Source organism: Streptococcus oralis (assembly GCF_001588645.1).
Classification (GTDB): domain Bacteria; phylum Bacillota; class Bacilli; order Lactobacillales; family Streptococcaceae; genus Streptococcus; species Streptococcus oralis_AB.
The window spans coordinates 223,133-245,463 of record NZ_LAYF01000001.1; the positions used below are offsets into that span (position 1 = coordinate 223,133).

At 41.9% G+C, this 22,331-nt stretch carries 24 protein-coding genes, 8 tRNA genes and 4 pseudogenes; 9 read left to right on the forward strand and 27 right to left on the reverse strand.

What is annotated here, in order from left to right:
• Positions 1-44 precede the first annotated feature (44 nt).
• The 6 genes and pseudogenes from A0739_RS10555 to A0739_RS01060 form a co-directional block, all read right to left on the reverse strand.
• Positions 45-505, reverse strand: a pseudogene (locus tag A0739_RS10555) (DpnD/PcfM family protein).
• Entirely contained in the window at positions 502-1,266 is a 765-nt protein-coding gene (locus tag A0739_RS01040; protein ID WP_000422786.1) for a DpnI domain-containing protein, read from the reverse strand. The pseudogene A0739_RS10555 and the gene A0739_RS01040 overlap by 4 nt, the downstream one beginning before the upstream one ends.
• 180 nt (positions 1,267-1,446) lie before the next feature.
• Positions 1,447-1,851: a PaaI family thioesterase gene (locus A0739_RS01045; protein ID WP_000651225.1), complete on the reverse strand. Its 405-nt coding sequence runs from the start codon at positions 1,849-1,851 to the stop codon at positions 1,447-1,449.
• A gap of 69 nt (positions 1,852-1,920) precedes the next feature.
• Positions 1,921-3,408 carry a UDP-glucose--hexose-1-phosphate uridylyltransferase gene (locus A0739_RS01050; protein WP_000077634.1) on the reverse strand — a complete coding sequence of 496 codons (1,488 nt, stop codon included), beginning with the start codon at positions 3,406-3,408 and terminating at the stop codon, positions 1,921-1,923.
• On the reverse strand, positions 3,405-4,064 hold the full coding sequence (locus tag A0739_RS01055; RefSeq protein ID WP_000340242.1) for an HAD family hydrolase: 660 nt from the start codon (positions 4,062-4,064) through the stop codon (positions 3,405-3,407). The genes A0739_RS01050 and A0739_RS01055 overlap by 4 nt, the downstream gene beginning before the upstream one ends.
• A gap of 11 nt (positions 4,065-4,075) precedes the next feature.
• Entirely contained in the window at positions 4,076-5,254 is a 1,179-nt protein-coding gene (locus tag A0739_RS01060) for a galactokinase (RefSeq protein ID WP_045616738.1), read from the reverse strand.
• A 164-nt stretch (positions 5,255-5,418) separates the two neighbouring features.
• On the opposite strand from A0739_RS01060, the gene galR reads away from it, so the two are divergent.
• A complete protein-coding gene (gene galR / locus A0739_RS01065; RefSeq protein ID WP_049501575.1) occupies positions 5,419-6,420 on the forward strand; it encodes a DNA-binding transcriptional regulator GalR in 1,002 nt (333 codons plus the stop codon).
• 67 nt (positions 6,421-6,487) lie between these two features.
• Here galR and A0739_RS01070 read toward each other — a convergent pair whose 3' ends face one another.
• The 3 genes from A0739_RS01070 to A0739_RS01080 all read right to left on the reverse strand — a co-directional run bounded on the left by A0739_RS01070 (position 6,488) and on the right by A0739_RS01080 (position 9,008).
• Positions 6,488-7,525 (reverse strand): zinc-binding dehydrogenase, encoded by a 1,038-nt coding sequence (locus tag A0739_RS01070; RefSeq protein ID WP_061586768.1) that lies wholly within the window; start codon positions 7,523-7,525, stop codon positions 6,488-6,490.
• Complete coding sequence (gene nmlR / locus A0739_RS01075; RefSeq protein WP_001022628.1) at positions 7,526-7,879, reverse strand: stress response transcriptional regulator NmlR; 354 nt, start codon at positions 7,877-7,879, stop codon at positions 7,526-7,528.
• Positions 7,880-8,138: 259 nt separating this feature from the next.
• Positions 8,139-9,008 (reverse strand): cation diffusion facilitator family transporter, encoded by an 870-nt coding sequence (locus A0739_RS01080; protein ID WP_061586769.1) that lies wholly within the window; start codon positions 9,006-9,008, stop codon positions 8,139-8,141.
• A gap of 132 nt (positions 9,009-9,140) precedes the next feature.
• Here A0739_RS01080 and A0739_RS01085 point away from each other — a divergent pair, with 132 nt between their 5' ends.
• Positions 9,141-9,695, forward strand: coding sequence for a TetR/AcrR family transcriptional regulator (locus tag A0739_RS01085; protein WP_049505594.1), 555 nt, complete (start codon positions 9,141-9,143; stop codon positions 9,693-9,695).
• A gap of 26 nt (positions 9,696-9,721) precedes the next feature.
• The gene (locus tag A0739_RS01090; protein WP_061586770.1) at positions 9,722-10,054 is read left to right on the forward strand and encodes a hypothetical protein; all 333 of its coding nucleotides are present in this window, start codon (positions 9,722-9,724) and stop codon (positions 10,052-10,054) included.
• Between the two features lie 35 nt (positions 10,055-10,089).
• Here the strand turns inward: A0739_RS01090 and pnuC are convergent.
• Positions 10,090-10,596: pseudogene (gene pnuC, locus A0739_RS01095) on the reverse strand (nicotinamide riboside transporter PnuC); the annotation flags it as partial.
• A 39-nt stretch (positions 10,597-10,635) separates the two neighbouring features.
• Between pnuC and A0739_RS10805 the strand changes: the two are divergent.
• The 5 genes and pseudogenes from A0739_RS10805 to A0739_RS10390 form a co-directional block, all read left to right on the forward strand.
• A pseudogene (locus A0739_RS10805) lies at positions 10,636-10,986 on the forward strand (IS6 family transposase); the annotation flags it as partial.
• A 24-nt stretch (positions 10,987-11,010) separates the two neighbouring features.
• Positions 11,011-11,331 (forward strand): annotated as a pseudogene (locus A0739_RS10810) (DNA replication protein); the annotation flags it as partial.
• Positions 11,324-11,560 carry a hypothetical protein gene (locus tag A0739_RS01105; RefSeq protein ID WP_001287839.1) on the forward strand — a complete coding sequence of 79 codons (237 nt, stop codon included), beginning with the start codon at positions 11,324-11,326 and terminating at the stop codon, positions 11,558-11,560. The pseudogene A0739_RS10810 and the gene A0739_RS01105, both read left to right, overlap by 8 nt.
• Before the next feature lie 12 nt (positions 11,561-11,572).
• Complete coding sequence (locus A0739_RS01110; protein WP_001152920.1) at positions 11,573-11,800, forward strand: hypothetical protein; 228 nt, start codon at positions 11,573-11,575, stop codon at positions 11,798-11,800.
• Positions 11,788-11,949 carry a hypothetical protein gene (locus tag A0739_RS10390; RefSeq protein WP_001062367.1) on the forward strand — a complete coding sequence of 54 codons (162 nt, stop codon included), beginning with the start codon at positions 11,788-11,790 and terminating at the stop codon, positions 11,947-11,949. The genes A0739_RS01110 and A0739_RS10390 overlap by 13 nt, the downstream gene beginning before the upstream one ends.
• Positions 11,950-12,173: 224 nt before the next feature.
• Here A0739_RS10390 and A0739_RS01115 read toward each other — a convergent pair whose 3' ends face one another.
• From A0739_RS01115 to A0739_RS01155, 9 genes are all read right to left on the reverse strand, one after another.
• Positions 12,174-12,974 carry an energy-coupling factor ABC transporter ATP-binding protein gene (locus A0739_RS01115; RefSeq protein ID WP_000103848.1) on the reverse strand — a complete coding sequence of 267 codons (801 nt, stop codon included), beginning with the start codon at positions 12,972-12,974 and terminating at the stop codon, positions 12,174-12,176.
• Positions 12,961-13,797 carry an ABC transporter ATP-binding protein gene (locus A0739_RS01120; RefSeq protein WP_033584268.1) on the reverse strand — a complete coding sequence of 279 codons (837 nt, stop codon included), beginning with the start codon at positions 13,795-13,797 and terminating at the stop codon, positions 12,961-12,963. Before A0739_RS01120 ends, A0739_RS01115 begins: the two co-directional genes overlap by 14 nt.
• Positions 13,773-14,564, reverse strand: coding sequence for an energy-coupling factor transporter transmembrane component T (locus A0739_RS01125; protein ID WP_196755693.1), 792 nt, complete (start codon positions 14,562-14,564; stop codon positions 13,773-13,775). Before A0739_RS01125 ends, A0739_RS01120 begins: the two co-directional genes overlap by 25 nt.
• Entirely contained in the window at positions 14,564-15,166 is a 603-nt protein-coding gene (locus tag A0739_RS01130; protein ID WP_042768773.1) for a hypothetical protein, read from the reverse strand. The genes A0739_RS01125 and A0739_RS01130 overlap by 1 nt, the downstream gene beginning before the upstream one ends.
• A 338-nt stretch (positions 15,167-15,504) precedes the next feature.
• Positions 15,505-17,025, reverse strand: coding sequence for an ABC transporter permease/substrate-binding protein (locus A0739_RS01135; RefSeq protein ID WP_049505591.1), 1,521 nt, complete (start codon positions 17,023-17,025; stop codon positions 15,505-15,507).
• Positions 17,018-17,746 carry an ATP-binding cassette domain-containing protein gene (locus A0739_RS01140; protein ID WP_061586773.1) on the reverse strand — a complete coding sequence of 243 codons (729 nt, stop codon included), beginning with the start codon at positions 17,744-17,746 and terminating at the stop codon, positions 17,018-17,020. Before A0739_RS01140 ends, A0739_RS01135 begins: the two co-directional genes overlap by 8 nt.
• Positions 17,747-17,760: 14 nt before the next feature.
• Positions 17,761-18,525 carry a nuclear transport factor 2 family protein gene (locus tag A0739_RS01145; protein ID WP_061586774.1) on the reverse strand — a complete coding sequence of 255 codons (765 nt, stop codon included), beginning with the start codon at positions 18,523-18,525 and terminating at the stop codon, positions 17,761-17,763.
• A 3-nt stretch (positions 18,526-18,528) separates the two neighbouring features.
• Positions 18,529-18,972: a MarR family winged helix-turn-helix transcriptional regulator gene (locus A0739_RS01150; protein ID WP_061586775.1), complete on the reverse strand. Its 444-nt coding sequence runs from the start codon at positions 18,970-18,972 to the stop codon at positions 18,529-18,531.
• Positions 18,973-19,113: 141 nt separating this feature from the next.
• Positions 19,114-20,307, reverse strand: coding sequence for an O-antigen ligase family protein (locus A0739_RS01155; protein ID WP_033630218.1), 1,194 nt, complete (start codon positions 20,305-20,307; stop codon positions 19,114-19,116).
• Positions 20,308-20,577: 270 nt separating this feature from the next.
• On the opposite strand from A0739_RS01155, the gene birA reads away from it, so the two are divergent.
• Positions 20,578-21,513: a bifunctional biotin--[acetyl-CoA-carboxylase] ligase/biotin operon repressor BirA gene (birA, locus tag A0739_RS01160; RefSeq protein ID WP_061586776.1), complete on the forward strand. Its 936-nt coding sequence runs from the start codon at positions 20,578-20,580 to the stop codon at positions 21,511-21,513.
• Positions 21,514-21,587: 74 nt separating this feature from the next.
• Here birA and A0739_RS01165 read toward each other — a convergent pair.
• From A0739_RS01165 to A0739_RS01200, 8 genes are all read right to left on the reverse strand, one after another.
• A tRNA-Ser gene (locus tag A0739_RS01165) sits at positions 21,588-21,675 on the reverse strand.
• 6 nt (positions 21,676-21,681) lie between these two features.
• Positions 21,682-21,755: transfer RNA gene (locus tag A0739_RS01170), tRNA-Ile, on the reverse strand.
• A 33-nt stretch (positions 21,756-21,788) separates the two neighbouring features.
• A tRNA-Gly gene (locus A0739_RS01175) sits at positions 21,789-21,859 on the reverse strand.
• 16 nt (positions 21,860-21,875) lie between these two features.
• Positions 21,876-21,948: transfer RNA gene (locus A0739_RS01180), tRNA-Phe, on the reverse strand.
• 3 nt (positions 21,949-21,951) lie between these two features.
• Positions 21,952-22,025: transfer RNA gene (locus tag A0739_RS01185), tRNA-Met, on the reverse strand.
• A gap of 11 nt (positions 22,026-22,036) precedes the next feature.
• Positions 22,037-22,126, reverse strand: a tRNA-Ser gene (locus A0739_RS01190).
• A gap of 11 nt (positions 22,127-22,137) precedes the next feature.
• A tRNA-Ile gene (locus tag A0739_RS01195) sits at positions 22,138-22,211 on the reverse strand.
• A 13-nt stretch (positions 22,212-22,224) separates the two neighbouring features.
• A tRNA-Met gene (locus tag A0739_RS01200) sits at positions 22,225-22,298 on the reverse strand.
• Between the last annotated feature and the right edge of the window lie 33 nt (positions 22,299-22,331).

Sequence of the window (22,331 nt, forward strand, 5' to 3'; positions counted from 1 at the left end):
AAAAGAGGTGTAGACCTCTTTTTTGTGTGACAAAATAAAAACATCTACTCATATATGCTAGTCTCATAGTCCTGAAAATCATCTGCATCAAGAACTATTTCACCATTCTTATACTTTTCTCTTACAATACGTTCAGCTTCATACTTATCTTCAGCTTCTATACTCACTAAACGGGTTAGAGTTTCAGTAATTTCTATAGTATACTTTTTCATCTTAAGTTTCTCTCCAATAACTCACTTATTAGCAATAATCTATGTTTTGGGCTTTCCAACCACTCTGGTAATTCATCTCCATATTCCCAGCTATATTTTTTATTCAATAAAGAAAGTTGTTTCTCATCACCAAACTCCATATTTTCAGATAACCACCTCACACAATCAGGGTCTGATAAAGTATAAACCATTACACATAAGTTTTCATAATTACTCTCTGTTTCATAATCAGGCCAGATGACTTTTAAGAAATCATACACCTCTTCTGATGCAACAAGTTGTTTCGTTTTCATAATTTCCGATACTTTCCTCTACCTTTAAATTCTATTATTTCTTTGTCTCTTAATATTTGAAGCTGTTGCCTAATCTTTTCTTTGATATGGTTGTTCTTAACAAAGATATTTTTTAGGTCACTTTCAAAACGATACATATCTTCAAGGGTAAATTCTGAACCCTCTATCTTATCTATACAATTTAGAATTTCTATTGTCCAACCTCTTACTGAAAGAGAGTTCTTCCTTAAAAATAAACTTTGCTTAAATTCTTTTGTAACTTTTTCTGGATCCCTAACTTGCCCATTTTGCACGAGAAATATTCTTCCTTTGGAAGGTACTTGTGATAAATCTATGTTACAACCAATCCAACCGGCGCGTCTAGAAGTCGGTGCAAGTGGTTTTCTTTGAATAATCGATTTCGGTGTGACAAATTGCTTCGGAAGGACAAGAAAGTTATTTACCTCAAAATTTTTTGTGTAAGTTAAAAAAAAGAAATTAGGATTATTATCTGCCTGCACACGCTCCATCATCGTTGCATAAGCACCATCATTGATTGTTGATGAAAAATTCCCTTTCTTACTTTTTAGTTCAAACTCCTCGCTACAATGATTACAGAAAAAATCTGCTACAGGCCTATTATTTTCAAAATGATTTAAGGGATTGTTCCCACAATTAGGACAATAAGACTGACGATAAACCCAATCTTCCGTTAGAATACGAGCCTTTTGGCTATTACTTTTATAGTTTTCTACTAATTCTAAATTAAATTGTAATTCCATTCAAAAATTCCTCACTAATATGAGAATTCACTCGATATAAGCAATTAAAATATACTATAACTAGTATACCACATATACGTACCCATTACCCCTGTATTTCACCACTCTCTTTTATATTTCCTTCTAACCTATTTCATAAATTAAAAATGAGTAGGCTATATTTGTCCTACTCATCTATCTCTATATTCTTACCTGTCTCTCATCTGACCGCTGGCCTGTGACAAACATGGTAAAGGTTGCCTTACAGACATTCTTACCCTCTTGATTGCTGATATCTACATCCACGACACAGGTTGTACGGCCTTGATGGACACATTCTCCTTTTATGGTCAACACATCATCGCGTTTCCCTGCCTTGAGGTAGTTGATAGAAGACTGAAGCGTCACTACGTCTAGTCCTAGCGAGATGAGCACCAAACCACTGATCTGGTCACAAAGGGTGAAGAGATAGCCACCATGGGCATTGCCATAGTAGTTGAGCGACGAGTCCACTACTTTGGTCGTCACCTCAACGTGGCCATCTTTCATCTCTTTAATTTCATAATTTTCAAAAGCTGATATAGCGTCAAAATGAAAATCTTTCATATTTTCCTCCTAAATTTCAAACACTATATCATACTACTACTTTTTACAAGACTAGGCAAGAATTATTCACTAGTCTGGTAAAATTCCAACCTGATTAACAAAGCGCATAAAGGATGCTTGTCCCTGTTCCGTTTGCTTGTAGACTCCTGCATCCTCAAGTACACGAGCAAAGATAGCACCCACAGAGTCCTTAACGATTTCAAGGGCTTTTTCTTTATCCGTCAGATCTGAATGTTGGACTTTGAGTTGGTCTGCCCATTCCTGATGATAAGCGGCAACTGAGACATCTTCTCCCACTAGGTAGTTAGCGACTTGCTCCACTTCTGCTTTCAGGCGTGGTGGCAAAATAGCCAAGCCCATGACCTCAATCAAGCCGATATTTTCCTTCTTGATATGTTGGACATCCTTGTGGGGATGATAGATGCCATCCGGATGCTCTGCCGAAGTCTGATTGTCCCGCAAGACCAAGTCCAATTCAAACTGTCCATCACGCTTACGCGCAATGGGTGTAATGGTGTGATGCGGTATCCCGTCTGTCTCTGCCAAAATTTGCACTGCAGGATCTGAATACTGACGCCATTCCTGCAATATCTTATCAGCCAAGTTGATCAAATCTTCTTTTGAATCCGAGGTCAAACGTAGCACTGACATAGGCCACTTGACAATCCCAGCCTTGACCTGATCAAAACCAGCAAATCGGAAAGCCTTTTGCAAAGGAGCCAATTCCATAGGAAACACGTGACGGCCTCCTTGATAGTGGTCATGGGTGAGAATAGAGCCTCCCACGATTGGCAGGTCGGCATTAGAGCCTGCAAAATAGCCAGGAAACTGCTCTACAATAGCCAGCAGACGCTCAAAGCTCTGACGACTGATAGCCATGGGGCGATGCTGGCCGTCTAAGAAAATACAGTGCTCATTAAAATAAGCATAGGGCGAATACTGGAAGCCCCACTCCTGACCCGCCATTTCAAAACGGATAATGCGGTGATTGCTTCGAGCTGGATGGTTAACCCGACCATGGTAGCCTTCGTTCTCTAGACAGAGTTGACACTGTGGGTAATTGCTAGCTTGAACCAACTTAGCTGCCGCAATCTCTTTTGGATCCTTTTCAGGTTTAGACAGATTGATAGTAATCTCCAGTTCTCCGTAGTCTGATGGTACACGATAAGCGATATTCTTAGAAATAGCCTTGAGCTTGATGTAGTCATTTTTCTGGCTGAGCTGGTAAAAATCACCTATCGCCTGCTCAGGAGAGTGAGCATAGGTTGTCCAAAAGTCACGATTAACCTGACTTGGACAAGGAGTTACCAAGTCCATCAGTTCAGAACCGAGGATTTCACGCGCAGTCTGACTGTCCTCAATCGTCTCTAATCGAACTGCTTCCTCGACTAACTGGTCCTTAAGGTCAATCAACTCATCCAGATCAGTCTCAACTTCCAAAACACCTTCACCCACTCGTGCTAAGACACGATTGGTTAGGTAGATTCGATCCATTTCCTCAAATGAACTTTCAGCAATGACTTCCGTGATAAATGCATCTAGAACTCCTTGACTCATTGATTCTCCTTCTTACTTTCTAAATAATCTCTGACAGCATCTAAATCCTGAAAAACTTGTTCTGTTTTATTTAAGAAAGACTGTGCTGGCATTTTTAAGTCTGGAATACAAATAACTGGTATCCCAGCTCTATACGCTGCTTCAATCCCTGCTTCACTATCCTCTAGTACTAAGCAATTCTCTGGTAAAACATTCAAATCAATACAGGCCTTTAAAAATATATCAGGGTAAGGTTTACTTCGCTTTACATCTTTTGCAAAAACTAGATGGTCAAATAGGGACAGTATCCCATTACTATCCAAAATCATTCTAGCTCTAGATTCAACACTTGAAGTTGCTAGAGCGATTGGAATACCTTCTCTTTGCAAAAAAGCAAGCAAATTTTTAGCACCTTTTTTTAAATTTACACCTTTGGCTAATATTCGAGCTTCCAGTTCATAAACTTTTTCCAAGGTTTGGTCAAAGTTCCAAGGTAAATCATAGTTATCTAAAAATCGTTGAACATTCTCCTCTTCCCTATGTCCACTGTATTCTCTAGAATATGTTTCTTCTGTGAAAGGAATTCCAAAATCTTTAAGCAATTCTTGATAAACTTTTAGAGAAATGATCTCAGTATCAGCTAATAAGCCATCTAAATCAAATATTACAGCGTCCATTTACTTCTCTCCTAGTCTAAAACGCGAGTGCCACCTGCAACTTCAGCGATATAGAAGCTTGGAGCATATCCAACGACTTCCTCATAGTGCTTGCCAACAGCTGCTTTAAAGGCCTCAACAGCATCTTTTCGCACCAAGGCAATGGCACAGCCACCAAATCCTGCCCCTGTCATACGAGCACCCAGAACACCTTCCTGAGCCCAAGCTGTGTGAACAAGGGTATCCAATTCCAAGCCAGTTACTTCATAGTCATGCTCCAAAGAAACGTGAGATGCATTCATCAAGCGACCAAAGGTTTCCAAATCACCTGCTTGAAGGGCTGCTTGAGCTTTAAGAGTACGTTGGTTTTCAAGCACAGCATGGCGAGCACGTTTTAAGCGATTTTCATCTTTAATCAGATAGCTGTATTGGTCAAAGGCCCACTCATCCAATTCACCCAAGGTCTGAATATCCAAGGCAACTTGCAATTCTTCCACAGCTTTTTCACACTCAGCACGGCGTTCATTGTACTTAGAGTCCGCCAGTTCACGACGTTTGTTGGTGTTCATGATAACAACGACATTGTCCTTCAAATCAAGTGGCACCAAGTCGTACTCCAAAGTGTTGGTATTCAGGTAAATGGCACGTTGGTCAGCACCCATACCGATGGCAAACTGGTCCATGATACCAGAGTTTACTCCGATAAAGTTGTTTTCTGTTTGTTTTCCGATTTTAACCAAATCCAAACGGTCTAGTTTTAAACCAAAGAGATGCTCTGCCACAACCCCTGTCAAGAGTTCCAAGGATGCTGAAGAGGACAAGCCTGCACCATTTGGGATATTCCCATAAACATAAAAATCAAACCCTTTGTCAATCACATGCCCAGCTTCTTGCAAGAAATGAAGAACCCCTTTTGGATAGTTGGTCCAGCTGTGCTCTTTTTCAAATTTGAGGTCAGCAAGAGGCACTTCGATGATACCCTTGTCCTCAAAGTTGGCTGAGTAGAAACGCAAAACTTGATCGTCACGCTTGCGAGCTGCACCATAAGTTCCCAAAGAAATAGCAGCTGGAAAAACGTGACCACCGTTGTAGTCCGTGTGTTCACCAATCAGATTGATACGACCTGGTGAAAAGAAAGTTTGGTCTGCTTCTTGACCAAAAACGGCAAGAAAATCTTTGCGAAGGGCTTCAGTAGTAAGATCTTGTGTCATATAAATTCTCCTTTGACTGTCCGTTAAGTCATCTTAACGTGTAATCGTTTTCTTCTATTGTATCCAAGGGATTTACCAAGGTCAATCCTTTTTACTAAACTTTTACTAAACTATCAGTAAAAATCAGAAAAATATGATATACTAACCTAAAAGGAGGAGGATTTATGGCTACCTTAAAAGACATCGCACAGCTAGCCTCTGTCTCTATTGCGACCGTATCTCGTGTCCTCAATCGCGACCAGAGCCTATCTGTCACAGAAGAAACCAGACACCGTATTTTAACCGTCGCGGAAGAGCTAGGCTATACTAAGCACCTCAAGACAGGCGAATCCCACAAACCAAAGCAAAAGATTGCCATTATCCAATGGGTCAGCGAACAAGGGGAGTTGGAAGATCTCTACTACTACCAGATTCGTCTCGGTATTGAAAAAAGAGCCCAAGAGTTGGACTATGATATCTTGCGCTATTTTAATGACCATCCTTTTACACTGAGCGAGGAAGTGATTGGCATTCTCTGCATCGGAAAATTTAGCCGAGCTCAGATTGCTGCCTTTGAAGAATACCAAAAACCTCTAGTCTTTATAGACAGCGATACCCTCTCATTAGGTCATACCTGTATTATCACTGACTTTTACACTGCTGTGAAACAAGTTGTAGACCATTTCCTCAGCAAAGGTATGAACCATATCGGAATTCTCACAGGCCTTGAGGAAACAACCGACCAGGAAGAAATTATCCAGGATAAGCGACTAGAAAATTTCAAAGACTATACCCAAGCAAATGGAATCTACCATGAAGAACTGGTCTTTCAGGGGAGCTTTACTGCCCAGTCTGGCTATGACTTGATGAAGGAGGCCATTCACAAGCTAGGAGAACAACTCCCACCAGCCTTTTTCGCAGCCAGCGATAGTTTAGCCATCGGTGCCCTCCGTGCCTTTCAAGAATCTGGAATTAGCCTACCAGACCGCGTCAGCCTCATTTCTTTTAACGACACTAGCCTGACCAAGCAGGTCTATCCTCCTCTTTCTAGCATTACCGTCTATACCGAAGAAATGGGCCGAGCAGGTATGGATATTCTTAACAAGGAAGTCCTCCACGGTCGCAAAATACCTAGCCTAACCATGCTGGGAACCAGACTGACTTTGAGAGAAAGTACGCTGCCATAACTCAACAAATATACCAACGCAAAAAATCCTAATAGAGAGTCTCAAATCTCCATTAGGATTTTCATTGTTAATCCATCACAATCATAGACTTAATGGTCTTGCGTTCATCCATATCTTTATAAGCCTGGTCGATATCTTCCAGTTTATAACTTGAAGTAAAGACGCGACCTGGATTGATGTCTCCATCAAGAACCGCTTTTAACAAAACTTGTTTGTCATAAGTGGTAACTGAGGCTGCTCCACCTGCCACTGAAATATTTTGGGCAAAGGTTGAACCAAGGGCACGGTTATTATAATGTGGAACACCGACAAATCCCATGCGTCCTCCATTATGAAGGACTCCAAGGGCCTGCTCAACGGCTGCTTCAGTCCCAACACATTCAAGGGCTGCATCTGCTCCACCACCGAGGATTTCACGCACCTTGGCAATTCCCTCTTCGCCACGTTCAGCCACAACAGCTGTCGCCCCTGATTCCAAGGCCATCTTTTGGCGGTCTTCATGACGGCTCATAAGGATAATTTGTGATGCACCACGCATCTTAGCTGCAATGACAGCGCATTGACCAACAGCCCCATCACCGATAACGACCACCTTGTCGCCCTTTTGCACATTAGCAACACGCGCCGCATGATAGCCTGTCGGCATGACATCAGCAAGTGTCAAAAGTGACTTGAGCATGCCTTCGCTATAATCTGAAGGTTGACCTGGAATTTTCACAAGTGCCCAATTAGCAAAGTGGAAACGGATGTACTCTGCTTGGACCCCGTTAGACCAGTTGGTGCCAATATGGCGGTCACAAGTCCCATCATAGCCAGCGCGACAGGCATCACACTCCCCACAGCCATGGGTGAAAGGTGCGATGACAAAGTCTCCCGGTTTGACCGTTGTAATAGCCTCTCCGATTTCTTCGACAATTCCAATGGCTTCGTGCCCACTATTTTGATGGCCGGATTCAATATCTGGATTACGGTAACTCCAGAGGTCCGAACCACAAACGCAAGTACGGACAATGCGGATAATAGCATCATCTGCTTCTATAATTTGCGGACGTTCAATTGTAGCAAGTCCAACCTGGCCTGCCTTTGTATATACTGCTGATTTCATTTAAAATTTTCCTTCCTTGTAAAGTTTAATTTTGTGATTTAAGCGATTTAAAGCCGTCTGTAACTGAGACAAGCGCTCCTCTAATTTTTTCTTTTCCTCTTCTAAAATACCAAGCCTTTCCTCTCTCGTTTCATCCCCCTTTTGGTAGAGCGACATATAGTCAACTAAACTGTCTACAGAGACACCCGCCGAACGGAAACACTTAATAAATTCCAGTGCTTCTATATCCTGATCTTGAAAGTCACGAATTCCAGTCGCGGTTCGAGTAATCGGTGGCACAAGACCAACTCGCTCATAATACCGAATCGTATCCGCTGAAATTCCTAATAAATCGCTGGCAGATTTAATATTCATATACTAGCCTCCTTTCATTATCTTCACTGAATTTAAGCAACTATAACTCATTCATCTTATTATACAACTTCGAGTTGACTCCAAGTCAAACATTTTGCATCTAATCGAAAAATTTTTTAAATTACCAAACAACTAAGTAAAGTTTATACAGAGCCTTATAGGATCAAACTTTTAAAATATTTAAACATGAAAGAAATACTCTATTTAAATACGTAGGTGCTTAATCATTCTTTACTTTTTACTAATGATGCCCATGCCTCTACTCTAACTCTCTCACCTTCCGCTTATGTTCCGCATGATTGCTTTGACTGCTATCCACTTCAATAGTGATATTCTGCACGCCTCTTTCTTCTAAACATTGACGCACCACTTCTTTGGTCCCCATCATCTGCTCCCAGTCCTCGATACAGATGTGGACAATAGCATTGTTCTCCAGACCATCCATGGACCAAATACTAAGTTGATTGACACTGTTGACATTGGGTAGAGCCTCTAAATCTTTCTCCAAATCACTTGTCTCGACCCCTTCTGGCACAGCATCTAGGAAAATTTTCAGTGCGCTCCAAAAGCGAGGAATGGCTTTCGACAGAATAAAGATAGAAATAACCAGCGATAAAAGCGGATCAAGGATATACCAATCTGTAAATCGGAGGATAATCGCCATTAGGATGACTGCCAACCAACCAAGAGTGTCTTCCAAAAAATGCAAGCTAAGAATTGACTCATTCTTTGTCTTTCCTTTACGAACTACCAGACTTGCTAGTACATTGATAACTACTGCAATGATTCCCAGCCAGAGGATGCCAGTCTCATTGACGGGTTGCGGGTGAGCGATCTTTGTGATATTTTCCAAGATCACTAGGACAGACCCTATCATAAGAATTACAGCCGTTAGCATGGCCCCTAAAAGACTAAAACGTTTGTAACCCAAGGTGTACTGTCTATCTTCTTCACGGTTTGAAGTTGTTTCTAAAAGGGCTGAGATGCCAATGGCTATAGCATCTCCCAAGTCATGAACAGAATCAGCAATAACTGCACTCGAACCAAAGATTCCTCCTGCGATAAACTCAACAATCGCATAGCTTAAATTTAAGAAAAAAGCTAACCAGATAGATGTTTTAGAACTCATTTCTCTCCCTCCTTTGGTATAATGGGTATATACATACTTCTTTCATTTGTATTATCTAATAAAATCCAAAGAAAGGATAGAAGCAAACTGTCAGTCCTGTTCAGTTCTGAACAGTTTGTCTCAAGTGTCTATATGCAAAAAAGAGACCGTCGAGTCAGTAAGACGAAAAAAGCCATCTATCAAGCTTTTTTACAACTTTTGAACGACAAAGGCTATGATGCCACTACTGTTCAGGATATCATTGACCTAGCAGATATTGGACGTTCTACTTTTTACTGTCATTACGAAAGTAAGGAACTCCTTTTAGATGAGCTCTGTCGCTACCTCTTTCACCATCTCTTTGAAAGGGAAGAACACTTGACTACCGAGGACTACCTCGCACATATCTTTTTACATTTTCAGAAAAACCAGGACCATGTCACCAGTCTCCTTTTTTCCAAAAACGACTACTTCCTCCGCCAACTACACAAGGAACTCGAACACCACGTTTATCCCATGGTGGCGGATGACTTGCAAGAGGCCTATCCAAACATTCCGGACTCCTACCTTCAGCATTTTGTTGTGACGAACTTTATTGAGACCCTAACTTGGTGGCTAAAAAAAGGAAAATCCTATACCGAAGACCAAGTGGTGAGATTTTACCTTGATGTAATTGAGATAAACTCTACAACTCCACTTGATAACTAAGCCTGTAAATCAGAAAGGAACCAACTATGTTAACTTCGATGATTCTAGGAATACTAACAATTGTACTAGCTCTCGCCTTCTCATTGCTTCACCTTGCTGCTGCTTTTTCAGCTATGAAACAAAAGAACTACAGTCTAGGAAATAAGTGCATTTTGGTCGGCAGTTGCCTCACCTCTCTGGCTCTAGCCATCTTTTACTTCGTCCCACTGGCGACCATTCTTCTATGGATTGTGGGCTCGAGTATCGTCTGCTATGGAGCCTACTGGAACGGCCAACAGAAAGAAAAACAAAATATCTCGCACCACATCGTTCGTATAACGAGCGCTATTATCATTACGGTATTATTCATTTTGCTCTAATATAAAAAAGGATCATCTGATCCTTTTTTACTTTTTTAAGCACTCTTTGCTGCCTTGCTCCACTGGTACCATCCAACTAGACTATTGATCAAGTAAATCAGGTATTTCCCTTGGATTTGCAGGCTTTCTCCCCACCAGAGATAGATTGAAAAGACATTTGTAGCTGCCCAGAATATCCATTGTTCACGGTAAACAGCTGTCATGAGGATTTGCCCTACCCCATTGGTCGCATCGGTGATGGAATCGCGATAAGGACGATTGGCTCCAATAGACTGATAAATGAACCCAAATACCAACCACCAAAGAACACTAATGGAAAGATACTTGGTCCAACCCTTGCCGTCCAGTTTACGCGCGACAAACTCTTGTTGTTCTTTCTTAAACTGGGCTTGATAAATCCAAACCAAGAGACCAATTGGCTGCATAATTGTAAAATAGAGAGTTGTTAAAACCTCACCATAGAAGCCTTTTTGAAGGGCAAGCACCAGATAAATGATGGAATTAATCAAACCAAATAGGTAGTTACTAGCACAACCTTCAGCTTCTCAAAGAGCAGAAAAAAGGTTAGTAAGGCTTGAGAGATGAATCATTTTAAAGGCAAACAATTCCAACAAGACGTCATCATTGTCGCTGTTGGTTATTACCTACGTTACAATCTGAGCTATCGTGAAGTTCAGGAATTGCTTTATGACCGTGGAATAAATGTTTGTCACACTACGATTTATCGGTGGGTTCAAGAATACAGTAAAATCCTCTATCATCTCTGGAAAAAGAAAAATAAACAGTCCTTCTATTCGTGGAAAATGGATGAAACCTATATCAAAATTAAGGGGCGTTGGCATTATCTCTATCGAGCGATTGATTCGGACGGTTTAACATTGGATATCTGGTTACGAAAGAAACGTCGAGCAGACGATAACAGCTATAAGTTAGAAGATACCGCCTATCAAGAAGATAAAGCACGCAAAGCAGAAACCGAAGATAAGCTAGCTATTGAAGCAATGAAAAGCAAGTACACCACGCTATTGCTAGAAAATATGTTGCTAAGTCCGTTTGAAATGCAAGATACAAAAATCATGGCAGGATTGCAAGTCCATGTTTACCCCCTCTATGACGAACTGAAAGAATTAAGAGGGCTAAATAGTGTTAAAGACCACTTGTCTTATGTTGCCAGCAGACGTGAAGAATATTCTAAGCATAATATCGCACGCTACCTCAAAAAAGCCATTGAACAATATCTACCAACGGTTAAAAGGCAGAACTTAAACCATGAGTGAAGACTTAAAAACGATCAAAGAGCTGGCGGATGAGTTGAGTGTTACAAAACAAAATATTCAATATCACTACCAAAGGTTACCAAAAGAATTACAGCTTAAAAGTTCCAATGGGTCTAATCTAATAAATTCTAAAGCAGAAAAAATAATTTTAGGTAAAGTAGAAAGTAGTAGCAAATCAAATACCAAAGATCAACAAATAGAAAAACTAACTAATTTGTTAGACCAGTAACAACGATTAGCCTTGCAAGATAAAAAGTTGCTAGAAGAATACAAGGCGGAAAATGATAACTTAAAAGCCCTCAAAATGCCCTCACAGGAAACAGAATTCAAACACTTAGACAATCAATATAAAGATGAAGTGAACGCTCTTAAAGAGAAGTTGGAAAATTTACAGGAACAAATCAAAGATCAAAAAAGGATAGAAGAACAAGAAAAACCAATAAAATGGTGGGGACTATGGCGAAAATAGATGATTCAGTTAAAAAGAAAGTTCCAGAATTGCGATTTAAAGGATTCACGGATGAATGGGAACAGCGTAAGTTGGGAGACGAAGTTCGAATAGTGATGGGACAGTCTCCTAATTCAGAAAATTATACTGATGATCCTAATGGGCGCTAAAAATGCGAAGACCTATGAAGACCTATTTTGTATTAGTCAAACAAAAAATCCAAAAGAAATGGTATATGATTATGACCATGAAACAAAGTAAAATCAAACCGAGTGATCTGAGGAAGCACCCGATGATCATGAAACGTTATTAAACACAAAAATCACCCATGTGAGTTCTTGCCAGAAGCTGAAGTTAATCCTTCAACCTGGAAAACCCGCAGAGGTGACTTTTTCTATACATCTCGATTTTTCTGGCAATAATCATTAACCGATAAATATGTCTGTGAATCACCCAGCGACTCCGCTATGTCCATAATCCGCGGTGGTAGTAATCCCACTCGCTGGACAAGTTCGTGATTGCTGAACAATTCCCGTGGACTGCCGGCGAAGCCAAACTTCCCGTGTTCCATAACATACACCGACTCAAACTCGGCGGCGACCCAATCCATGTCATGGGTGATGGTCACAACTTGGTGGCCCGAATCAGCCAACTGATGGAAAATTGCGGTCAACTTGCGCCGGCTTTCCCAATCAAGCGACATCATCGGCTCATCAAATAAATAAATCGCCGGATCCACTGCCAAAACTGTGGCAACGCTCAACAGCTTGCGTTCCGACAATGACAGGTCATATGGACTTTCAGCTGTTTTATCATCCAAGCCAACTCTTTTTAGAGCCGCTAAAGCCCGCCTCGTAATCGTGTCGTGGTCATCCATGACCTGCGCGACATTCCACTCCACCTCTCGTTGAACGGTCGGGTTGAAAAGCTGATCGTCAGGATTCTGAAAAGTAATCCCAACCTTCAGTAACTTTTCGACTGGTTTAAGATCATTAAAATTTTCTCCATCGATCTTAATCACACCGGTTTGTGGTGTCAGCAAACCCGTCAACAATTTGAAGAGCGTTGATTTGCCGGCACCATTTTGGCCGACAATCGCCACCATCGGATCGGCGAAGTGTTTGTCTTCAACATCCAAGCTAAAGGACCGTTCCGGATAAGTGAACGTCAGGTGGCTCAGTTCAATTGTGGACATAATGAACCTCCTTCAGATCAGCGTAATTCACCGGATACCGGCCATCAGCCAAGTGCCAATCCATTTTTTGAGCAAGTTGCTGGATTGTCGGGGCTGGAATCTGCCAGTCAGCTGCCAAATGATTAAACACCTCACCCGGCCTGCCCTGGGCTACCATTTGACCCTCGTGCAGCACCCACACAACGTCGGCGACTTCGCACAAATCGTCAATTTCACTGGTGACAATGAAGACAGTCGTCTCTTTGACTTGGGCCAGCCATTGGAAAAATTGCCGGCGGCCAAGGGGATCCATCTCACTGGTCGGATCATCCATAATCAAAACAGCCGGATTAGCCACAATCGCCGTGGCAATTGCCAACCGCTGGATCTGACCACCGGAAAGGCTCTCGGGACGCAAATTCAGCTGTTCAATCAGCCCCATTTGCGTGGCAACTTCTTCAACCCGTTTTTGAATCAGTCCTTCAGCCATTCCCTGATTAATCAAGTCAAAGGCGATTTCATCGGCAACCGTGTCTGCCAACCCGCTTAGTTGGCCAGCTGGATTTTGCAGTACAACTCCATTCATGGCATTATAAACGGGCCAATTGTCAGACACTCGCTGGCCAAACATGTGCCAATCGCCCTCAATCTCAGCAGACACAATTTTGGGAATGACCCCTGCCAGCACACGGCACAAAGTCGATTTGCCGGAGTGGCTATTCCCGATAATCCCAACCACCTGGCCGGTATGAACCTCCGCGTTAATCTGACGCAGTTGTGGTTGCTCAGTACCCGGATAACGGGTGGTCAAATTTTCAATTACAATCCGTTTATCTTCGTCCATATCTTCCACCCAATCAATAAAATTGCCAATCCAGTCAGACCAATGTGCAGCGTCCGCGACAGGCGATACACGCGCTGGGAGGTTCTGACAGTCCGGTTGAGATTATCAAAACCTCTCAGTTGGAGAGCAATCGACCGCGTCATCGATTGATCCAAGGTCTTAATCACCAATGGAATTAGAACCGGCAGGACTGACTTTAATTTCTGAATCAACGTTTTTTGCGGATTGGTTCCGCGAACTTTTTGTGCCTGCTGGATTTTCCGCATATTGCGCATCATTTCCGGCAAAATATAACACACCGACATCAGAACGTAGACGGTTTTATAAGACAATCCGGACAGTTCCAAATAGGCCGCGTTTTCTGAAATACTCGTGGTCACCATAAAAAAGCCACTGGTCAAAATAATCACCAATACTCGACAACCCAGAATGGTGGCGTAAATCAGGCCTTCTTTGTAGAACGACACCCCAAGCACAGAAAACAGCACAGTTTGATTCCGACTGTAAAATAACCCTTGGATGATCAGCATGGTGCAAATCAGAAACAGGCTGAATCCCAGCGCCTTAAAGGTGGTAGAACTCAATTTGGAAAATAACAATAGCAGTGTTGCGACAAGAATTAATCCGGCCTGAAGCAATAAATTCATACTGGCAAAGCTCAACAACGTCATATCCAAGATGAACAAGAGCTTAGTAATCGGATCGATCACCTGGTACCACTTGAGCTTGACCCGTGGCGCTCCAGAAATCAATGTTTTATCAGTCATCATTTATCATCGCTAAAGAAGTGCACCATCCGCTTCGGCAGCTGACGATAGATGAAGAATGCCAGGTAGGCCACGCAGACTTTATCCAAAATATCCAAGACAAACTCATCGGTAAATGAGGCCAGCCACACTGGTACATGATTGGCGACCATTACCGCAAACAATGAGTCACCCCAAGCGATACCGGTCTGACCACCCCAAAAGATGACGTTGAGTGGCGTTGAAATGACAGCTGAAACGATGGCAATAATAATAGCAGAAACAAATACTCGTCGCGCTGACGAGAACCACCCATTGGCGTGCAAAACTCCGACAGCAATCCCAATTCCGATGCTGGTAATCGCATACACGGTTGAAATTGGCGATAAGGTCAGCCCATAGATCACGTTGTTGATGAAACCACTAATGGCACCGGCAACCGGCCCAGCCAACATGCTGGTAAGAAAGGTTCCCAAAGACCCCAGCCAAACGGGCAACTTTAACCCCTCCGCCAAGGCTTTGGCAACATAGTTAATCCCCACGGCAGCGGGAATCAAAGTCATGGTGGCAGCACTTAACTTAAATTTCCACATACTGGTACGATGAATCGGTTCTGTTTTCATAATCTTCTCCTTTTGTTTTTAAAGAGCCGTGTCTGGATAGACTTTCGGACGCAACGCTCTATTATATATCTACTGAACTGTCTATACACAAGAATTCCATCCTTAGTCGACATGAGCTGGAAATCCTTATTTGTTAAGTAGTTCACAACACATTATACACTTATTATCTGAATAGTCAAGTGTATTTACAGTAAAAATTTAGAAAATCCTGAAAATTTCCTCTTATTTTCCATTTAAAAATGAAAATTATTAATTCTGACACCAAAAAAGCCCAGACAAGATTGTCTGAGCATTTTTCTATATGGTCGTTTAAAGAAGTTGAGTTTGACATTTTCAATCTATTTCTTCAACAAACCTTGTTCTTGTAGAAATTCTTTGGCTACTTGTTCTGCTGACTTGCCTTCAACACCGACTTGGTAGTTGAGCTGGCTCATCTGGCTTTCAGTAATTTTACCAGCTAGTTTATTGAGAACTGTCTCCAACTCAGGATGTTTCTTGAGAAGAGCTTCTTTCATAAGTGGTGCCCCTTGATAAGGTGGGAAGAGTTGCTTGTCATCCTCCAAGACCTGTAAATCATAACGCGCCAACTCTGCATCTGTCGAATAGGCATCCGTGATTTGAATATCGCCTGACTGAATTGCCTGATAGCGAAGGGCTGGCTCCATGGTCGCTACATTGAGATTGAGACCATACATTGATTGCAAGCCCTTATTGCCATCCTCACGATCATTAAACTCGAGAGTAAAACCGGCCTTCAACTGTCCTTCCACTTTTTTCAAGTCCGAAATGGTCTTCAAGCCATATTCTTGAGCAATCTTTTTCGGAACAGCTACAGCGTAGGTATTTTGATAAGACATAGGTTTAAGATAGGCCAGATGATCCTGTTTGGCAATGCCATCACGCGCCACCTGATAAACCTGATCTGGCTCATGACCCACTTTAGGTGATGGCTGAAGCAAACTTTCAGTTACCGTACCGGTAAATTCAGGATAGATATCAATATCGCCTTTTTTCAGAGCTTCATAGAGGAAGCTTGTTTTCCCAAAATTCGGTTTAACAGTCGCAGTCATACTGGTATTTTCTTCAATCAGCAACTTATACATATTAGCCAAAATTTCGGGTTCTGGTCCCAATTTCCCAGCAATCACCAAGTTTTCTTTCTCTTTTTGAGCTAGTAAGGCTGGACTATAAGACAGACCGAGCAATATGGTCACCAAGGCAAAACCAGAGAAAATCGTCCGCAATTTTGCTTTTTCCATCACTTTTAGTAGGAAATTAAAGGCAATGGCCAGCACTGCAGAAGAAAGGGCCCCAATCAAAATCAGACTGGTATTATTGCGGTCAATTCCCAAAAGGATAAAGGAACCCAGACCCCCTGCACCAATCAAGGCTGCCAAGGTCGCCGTACCGATAATCAAGACCGCTGCCGTCCGAATCCCAGACATAATGACAGGCATGGCAAGTGGAATTTCAAACTTCTTGAGACGCTCCCATCTAGTCATCCCAAAGGCAATCCCAGCCTCTTGCAGACTTGGATCAATTCCCTTTAGCCCCGTGATGGTATTTTGCAAAATCGGGAAAATCGCATAAATCACTAGTGCTGTCAAAGCAGGCAAGGTTCCAATTCCCATCAAGGGGATAAAGAGTCCCAACAAGGCCAGAGACGGGATAGTCTGGAAAATTCCTGCAATCTGCAAGACCCAGTCCGCCATCTTTTCATGATAACGAAGATAAACAGCCAAGGGAATAGCAATAAAAATAGCTAGTAATAAGGTCAAAAGTGACAACTGCAAATGTTGAGATAGAGCTGTTACCCAATCACCAAAACGATCCTGAAAAGTTGATATCAAATTAGTCATGAACACTACCTCCAAACAAGTCTGCTACAAAGTCTGTTGCAGGCGCCTTTAAAATCGTCTCAGGATTCGCCACCTGACGAATCTCTCCATCCTGCAAGACAGCAATACGGTCCGCCAATTTCAAAGCTTCATCCGTATCATGGGTCACAAAAATCGTTGTCATCCCAAACTCCTTATGCAATTCTTTCGTCAGAACCTGCAACTGTTTTCTCGAAATAGCATCCAAGGCCGAAAAGGGCTCATCCATGAGGAGAATCTTAGGCTGACCAATCATGGCACGGACAATGCCGACCCGTTGCTGTTCTCCACCAGATAATTCACTAGGCAAACGATTCCCATAGTCAGCTACTGGTAAACCAACCTTAGCCAAAAGCTCTTCTGTTTTCTGAGCAATTTCTTCCTTGCTCCACCCCTTCATTTCAGGAATGAGAGCAATATTTTCCGCAACCGTTAGATTGGGAAAAAGAGCAATGGCCTGTAAAACATAACCCGTAGAAAGACGAAGTTCACGCTCGTCATAGTCTTTGATGCGCTTGCCATCCATATAAATATTTCCATCAGTTGGTTCCAAGAGACGATTAATGATCTTAATCATGGTCGTCTTACCGGACCCAGAAGGCCCAACTAAAACCATGAACTCTCCATTCTCAATCCGTAAATTAACATCTCTCAAAACATCTTTTTCTGTGTAGCGTAGCGCTACATTCTTGTATTCAATCATTCTTAGTCCTCTATTTAAAACTTTCCTCGGTTGGTCAAGTCTTCTACCTTAGGCATGACTTCTTTGTTGTCCCAATGCTCTACAATCAAGCCATTCTCTAAACGGAAGATGTCATACTGGGCATAGGCAACTCCATCAATCTGAGTCTGTCCATAGCTAACCACATAGTTTCCTTGTCCCAAAAGCTGGAAAACAAAGTCAAAAGTGACATCATGTTCAGCCACATAGTTTTTAAAAGCCTGACTTCCTTGGCCAATCTCATGATTATGCTGAATCAAATCGTCTGCCACATAATCACTCCACTGCTCTAGTTCGCCGTTTTGAAAGATTTCTGTCAAGAAACGGCGAACTAACTTTTTATTTTCTGCTGTCTTGTCCAAATCCTTGATCTCAAAATCTCCAAAAATCTGGTCTAATTGGTCATTTTCAGGTGTTCGATAGTAGTCAATCACATCCCAATGCTCCACGATACGACCATTCTCATCCGCACAGAAAGTATCTGTCGTCACCCATTGAGCTTCCCCACCATTGAGATATTGATGAACATGGACGAAGACTAGATTGCCGTCTTCAATAGTGCGAACAATTTTTATCTCACGCTCGGGATGGCGCTCAAAGAAATTTGCAAAGAAAGCCGCAAACCCTTCTTTCCCATCTGGCACACCTGTCGAGTGTTGGATATAAGTATCCCCTACAGACTGAGCTTGAGCCTCAGCAACTCGTCCGTCTTGAATAGCATGAATATATAGATTTTGGGCATTTTCAACTTGTTTTGACATGATTTATTCCTCATTTGCTTTCTCTTTCAGATTGTCCAAAATGCGTTCCTGATAACTTTCAAACTGACGAATTTCTTCCTCAGTGAATCCTTTATAAAAAATTGCATCCAATTTTTGACTGATACGATAGCCAACTTCTTTCTGAGACCAACCTCGCTCTGTCAACTTGACATATTTCTTTCTCTTATCTATTCCACATGGGCTAATGATGACCAGGTTTTGCTCCTCAAGTTTCTTAATCATGGTTGTGAGCGTATTGTTGGCGAGGCCAGTCGCCAGCGCAATATCTGTCACAGTTGCACAGCCAGTTTCACTATTCCATAAAACCGCTAAAATCTTTCCCTGTTCACTCCGATAAAGAGTCTCAGGATCCTGACTCAGTAACTTTTGAAAAATCCTCCCATTCAACAAACGAATATGGTGAGCTACCAAATGACTATCCTTCATGATCCCTCCAATTTATTTCTATATCAAATTGTTTTTATTGTAACACCTGTTATTCCATCTGTCAACTATTTCGATTTAGAAATAATTTTCACCAACAAAAAATCTCCTACCTAGAGTAGAAGATCTTCACTATTTATTAACTTAATCTGTCATTTCGGACACCAGTGTTCGATGTTCCAGTGGTAAGCTGCACATAACCAGCAAGAAGATAAATCCTGACTGTACCCAGAAGAGAGCCAAGTCAAAAATTCCATGTACAGCGACTACTGTAAGGAAGGAGAGATAAAGACCGATTATTGGTCGTTTACCAGACTCCTGACTCATATCCATCATCATGTGAACCGGGATTACCGAAGAAATGGATAGGAGAATGGTTCCAATCAAACCATAACTTAAAATAGTATCGATGTAAAGACTATGCGCGTGTTCGTGGTAAGGTGCATGAATTCTCGGGAAAGAATTCATATAGGTCAGCGGACCCTCACCCCAGATCGGATTTTGCTTGAACAAAGTCATACCCGCATTCCAGATTGAAACTCGCTCCTCCATTGAAGAATCTAGCGTTCCCATACGGACACCCAAATCGCTTGAGAAGAGGAAACAAAGGCCAATCCCGAAAACACCAATACTGAGCCAGAAGGCGCGCCAGTTTTTAATGGTTGTAAAGAGATAAATGATGGCACCAGCAATGATGGCAGGAAAGGCTGTTCTATTTTGCGTAAAATTCAAACCAAATAGATTCACAAAACCTGCTAGCACACAAAAGACTTTCAACCATCTTAACTTCGTCGTTGTAAAGAGGTAAAAGGCAATCATGATACAGAAGCAACAGATAATCCCATAGTAGTTAGGATTAAAGAAGGTGACCTCTGCACGGTTCTGGTGCCATACTTGCATATTGGGCGAAAGAAAGGCATAGTTAAATTTCTTTACAATTTGGAAATGCTCCAAAGTAGCAAAAGCCGCAGAGAGCACACTACCAAACAAGATTGTCTGCAGTATCAGTCGAAAGAAAGCATGTGTCAGACGTTTCTGGTAAAAACTAAAGAAAATGAGGAAGAGAAACATCAGTAAAGATGCAACCAATCCAAGCCAGTTCTTGGCGACAATAGAGATGATACTACTGTAGGCAATAAAAAAGAGAAGTACAGGATGTTTGGCCAATCCTTTGATAATTCCCTTCATCTCCCCAGTAACAAGTAAACCTATCAAATATAAAGCAAAGAGGGCTAAGAACAAATAAAAAGGTAAAAAGATACTTATGATCATCAAATACAAAAAGAAATCTTTTTTCGAAAGCCCTCTTATCTTATCCAGTAATCCAATTGATTTCAAAACGGATCCTTTCTGTTCTGGATTTCTCCAGAAGATAAATGCTAAACTATCTTTATATTCTACCATTTTTTCCGTCATTTGGGAACAGTGAACACGCTACCAAAAAGAAAAAATCAGTGAATATTTAGAAAAATTTTTAAGGAGAGAAATTTTACAAAGCAATTATTGCTCCCCTACAACTATTCATTTCCCTAAATTAAAGAAAGCTGTGGTAGAATAAAAGAAAGCTATAAAAATCACTATAGAACAAATCTGTATAAAGGAAAATCAATGAAATCACACCAACTAGTCTACCAAATATTAGCTAGAGAAAACGATTATGTTAGCGGAGAAAAAATCGGAGAAGAACTGAATTTAAGCCGTACATCTATATGGAAAGCGATCCAACGTCTTCAACAAGAAGGCCTAGAAATTGACAGTATCAAAAATAGAGGCTACAAGCTTATTCAAGGCGATTTGATATTGCCTGAATTGATTCAAGAGAACACCAACTTAACCATTCGCTACAAACCTGAGACAAAATCAACACAAACAGATGCAAAAGAAGGGATTGAGGCTGGAAACCAAGGAAACACACTCTATCTTTCAACCTGTCAAACAGCAGGTCGTGGCCGCTTTCAGAGGCCCTACTATTCTCCATCTCAGGGAGGTATCTATATGTCCCTGCATATTCAACCAAACCTCCCATATGATAAACTCCCATCCTATACTCTCCTTGTAGCTGCTGCAGTCTACAAAGCCATTAAAAACCTAACTATGATAGAAGTAGATATCAAATGGGTAAATGACATCTACTTTAAAAATAAAAAAATGGCAGGCATCCTTACTGAAGCTATGACGTCCGTTGAAACAGGTTTAGTGACAGATGTCATTATCGGACTTGGTGTAAACTTTGCTATAGAAGACTTTCCAGATGACCTAAAAGAAAAAGCAGGCAGCCTATTTATGCCACCTGCACCAATTAGTCGCAATGAGCTCATCAGCGAAATATGGAATTGTTTCTACAATACGGATTCAGATGAACTACTTTATATCTATAAAGAAAGATCAATCGTTCTTGGAAAAGAAGTTACCTTCCAGCTAGATGGAAAATTGAAAAAAGGTCTTGCAAAAGAAATCTCAGAATCCGGCCAACTTCAAGTCGAACTTGAAGATAAACATACTATCTGGCTAAATAGCGGAGAAATATCACTAACAAGTTGGTAATAAACAAATCCCCCTTTTAACGATTTAGAAGGGGGATCTGCTTATAAAAAAAGAGCCCAGCAGCTCTTATCGTACGGAGAATGGGGGATTCGAACCCCCGCGCCGGTTACCCGACCTAACGATTTAGCAAACCGTCCTCTTCAGCCTCTTGAGTAATTCTCCTATTAATGGGCACGAGTGGACTCGAACCACCGACCTCACGCTTATCAGGCGTGCGCTCTAACCACCTGAGCTACGCGCCCAAGTTCAAAAACTTGGTATGAACTTTCGTTCAAAGCGGGTGACGAGAATCGAACTCGCGACAACAGCTTGGAAGGCTGTAGTTTTACCACTAAACTACACCCGCTTAATAAAACAAAATATGGCGCGAGACGGAATCGAACCGCCGACACATGGAGCTTCAATCCATTGCTCTACCAACTGAGCTACCGAGCCAAATTGCGGGAGCAGGATTTGAACCTACGACCTTCGGGTTATGAGCCCGACGAGCTACCGAGCTGCTCCATCCCGCGTTAATATAAAAAGGAGGATGTGGGATTCGAACCCACGCACGCTTTTACACGCCTGACGGTTTTCAAGACCGTTCCCTTCAGCCGGACTTGGGTAATCCTCCATTATTTACAATGGACCTTGTAGGACTTGAACCTACGACCACTCGGTTATGAGCCGAGAGCTCTAACCAGCTGAGCTAAAGGTCCAACAAGATCAATATAGCGGCGAAGGGGATCGAACCCCCGACCTCCCGGGTATGAACCGGACGCTCTAGCCAGCTGAGCTACACCGCCATGAATCGGGAAGACAGGATTCGAACCTGCGAC

Excerpts from the sequence above, each read along its gene's own strand:
- A0739_RS01055 (WP_000340242.1), bottom strand. The coding sequence starts at position 4,064 with ATGGACGCTGTAATATTTGATTTAGATGGCTTATTAGCTGATACTGAG.
- A0739_RS01145 (WP_061586774.1), bottom strand. The coding sequence starts at position 18,525 with ATGTCAAAACAAGTTGAAAATGCCCAAAATCTATATATTCATGCTATT.
- A0739_RS01140 (WP_061586773.1), bottom strand. The coding sequence starts at position 17,746 with ATGATTGAATACAAGAATGTAGCGCTACGCTACACAGAAAAAGATGTT.
- A0739_RS01125 (WP_196755693.1), bottom strand. The coding sequence starts at position 14,564 with ATGACTGATAAAACATTGATTTCTGGAGCGCCACGGGTCAAGCTCAAG.
- A0739_RS01070 (WP_061586768.1), bottom strand. The coding sequence starts at position 7,525 with ATGAAATCAGCAGTATATACAAAGGCAGGCCAGGTTGGACTTGCTACA.
- A0739_RS10390 (WP_001062367.1), top strand. The coding sequence starts at position 11,788 with ATGGCGAAAATAGATGATTCAGTTAAAAAGAAAGTTCCAGAATTGCGA.
- A0739_RS01040 (WP_000422786.1), bottom strand. The coding sequence starts at position 1,266 with ATGGAATTACAATTTAATTTAGAATTAGTAGAAAACTATAAAAGTAAT.
- A0739_RS01050 (WP_000077634.1), bottom strand. The coding sequence starts at position 3,408 with ATGAGTCAAGGAGTTCTAGATGCATTTATCACGGAAGTCATTGCTGAA.
- A0739_RS01105 (WP_001287839.1), top strand. The coding sequence starts at position 11,324 with ATGAGTGAAGACTTAAAAACGATCAAAGAGCTGGCGGATGAGTTGAGT.
- A0739_RS01080 (WP_061586769.1), bottom strand. The coding sequence starts at position 9,008 with ATGAGTTCTAAAACATCTATCTGGTTAGCTTTTTTCTTAAATTTAAGC.
- nmlR (WP_001022628.1), bottom strand. The coding sequence starts at position 7,879 with ATGAATATTAAATCTGCCAGCGATTTATTAGGAATTTCAGCGGATACG.
- A0739_RS01120 (WP_033584268.1), bottom strand. The coding sequence starts at position 13,797 with ATGGACGAAGATAAACGGATTGTAATTGAAAATTTGACCACCCGTTAT.
- A0739_RS01045 (WP_000651225.1), bottom strand. The coding sequence starts at position 1,851 with ATGAAAGATTTTCATTTTGACGCTATATCAGCTTTTGAAAATTATGAA.
- galR (WP_049501575.1), top strand. The coding sequence starts at position 5,419 with ATGGCTACCTTAAAAGACATCGCACAGCTAGCCTCTGTCTCTATTGCG.
- A0739_RS01150 (WP_061586775.1), bottom strand. The coding sequence starts at position 18,972 with ATGAAGGATAGTCATTTGGTAGCTCACCATATTCGTTTGTTGAATGGG.
- A0739_RS01130 (WP_042768773.1), bottom strand. The coding sequence starts at position 15,166 with ATGAAAACAGAACCGATTCATCGTACCAGTATGTGGAAATTTAAGTTA.
- A0739_RS01115 (WP_000103848.1), bottom strand. The coding sequence starts at position 12,974 with ATGTCCACAATTGAACTGAGCCACCTGACGTTCACTTATCCGGAACGG.
- A0739_RS01085 (WP_049505594.1), top strand. The coding sequence starts at position 9,141 with ATGCAAAAAAGAGACCGTCGAGTCAGTAAGACGAAAAAAGCCATCTAT.
- A0739_RS01060 (WP_045616738.1), bottom strand. The coding sequence starts at position 5,254 with ATGACACAAGATCTTACTACTGAAGCCCTTCGCAAAGATTTTCTTGCC.
- A0739_RS01090 (WP_061586770.1), top strand. The coding sequence starts at position 9,722 with ATGTTAACTTCGATGATTCTAGGAATACTAACAATTGTACTAGCTCTC.
- birA (WP_061586776.1), top strand. The coding sequence starts at position 20,578 with ATGAAATCACACCAACTAGTCTACCAAATATTAGCTAGAGAAAACGAT.
- A0739_RS01135 (WP_049505591.1), bottom strand. The coding sequence starts at position 17,025 with ATGACTAATTTGATATCAACTTTTCAGGATCGTTTTGGTGATTGGGTA.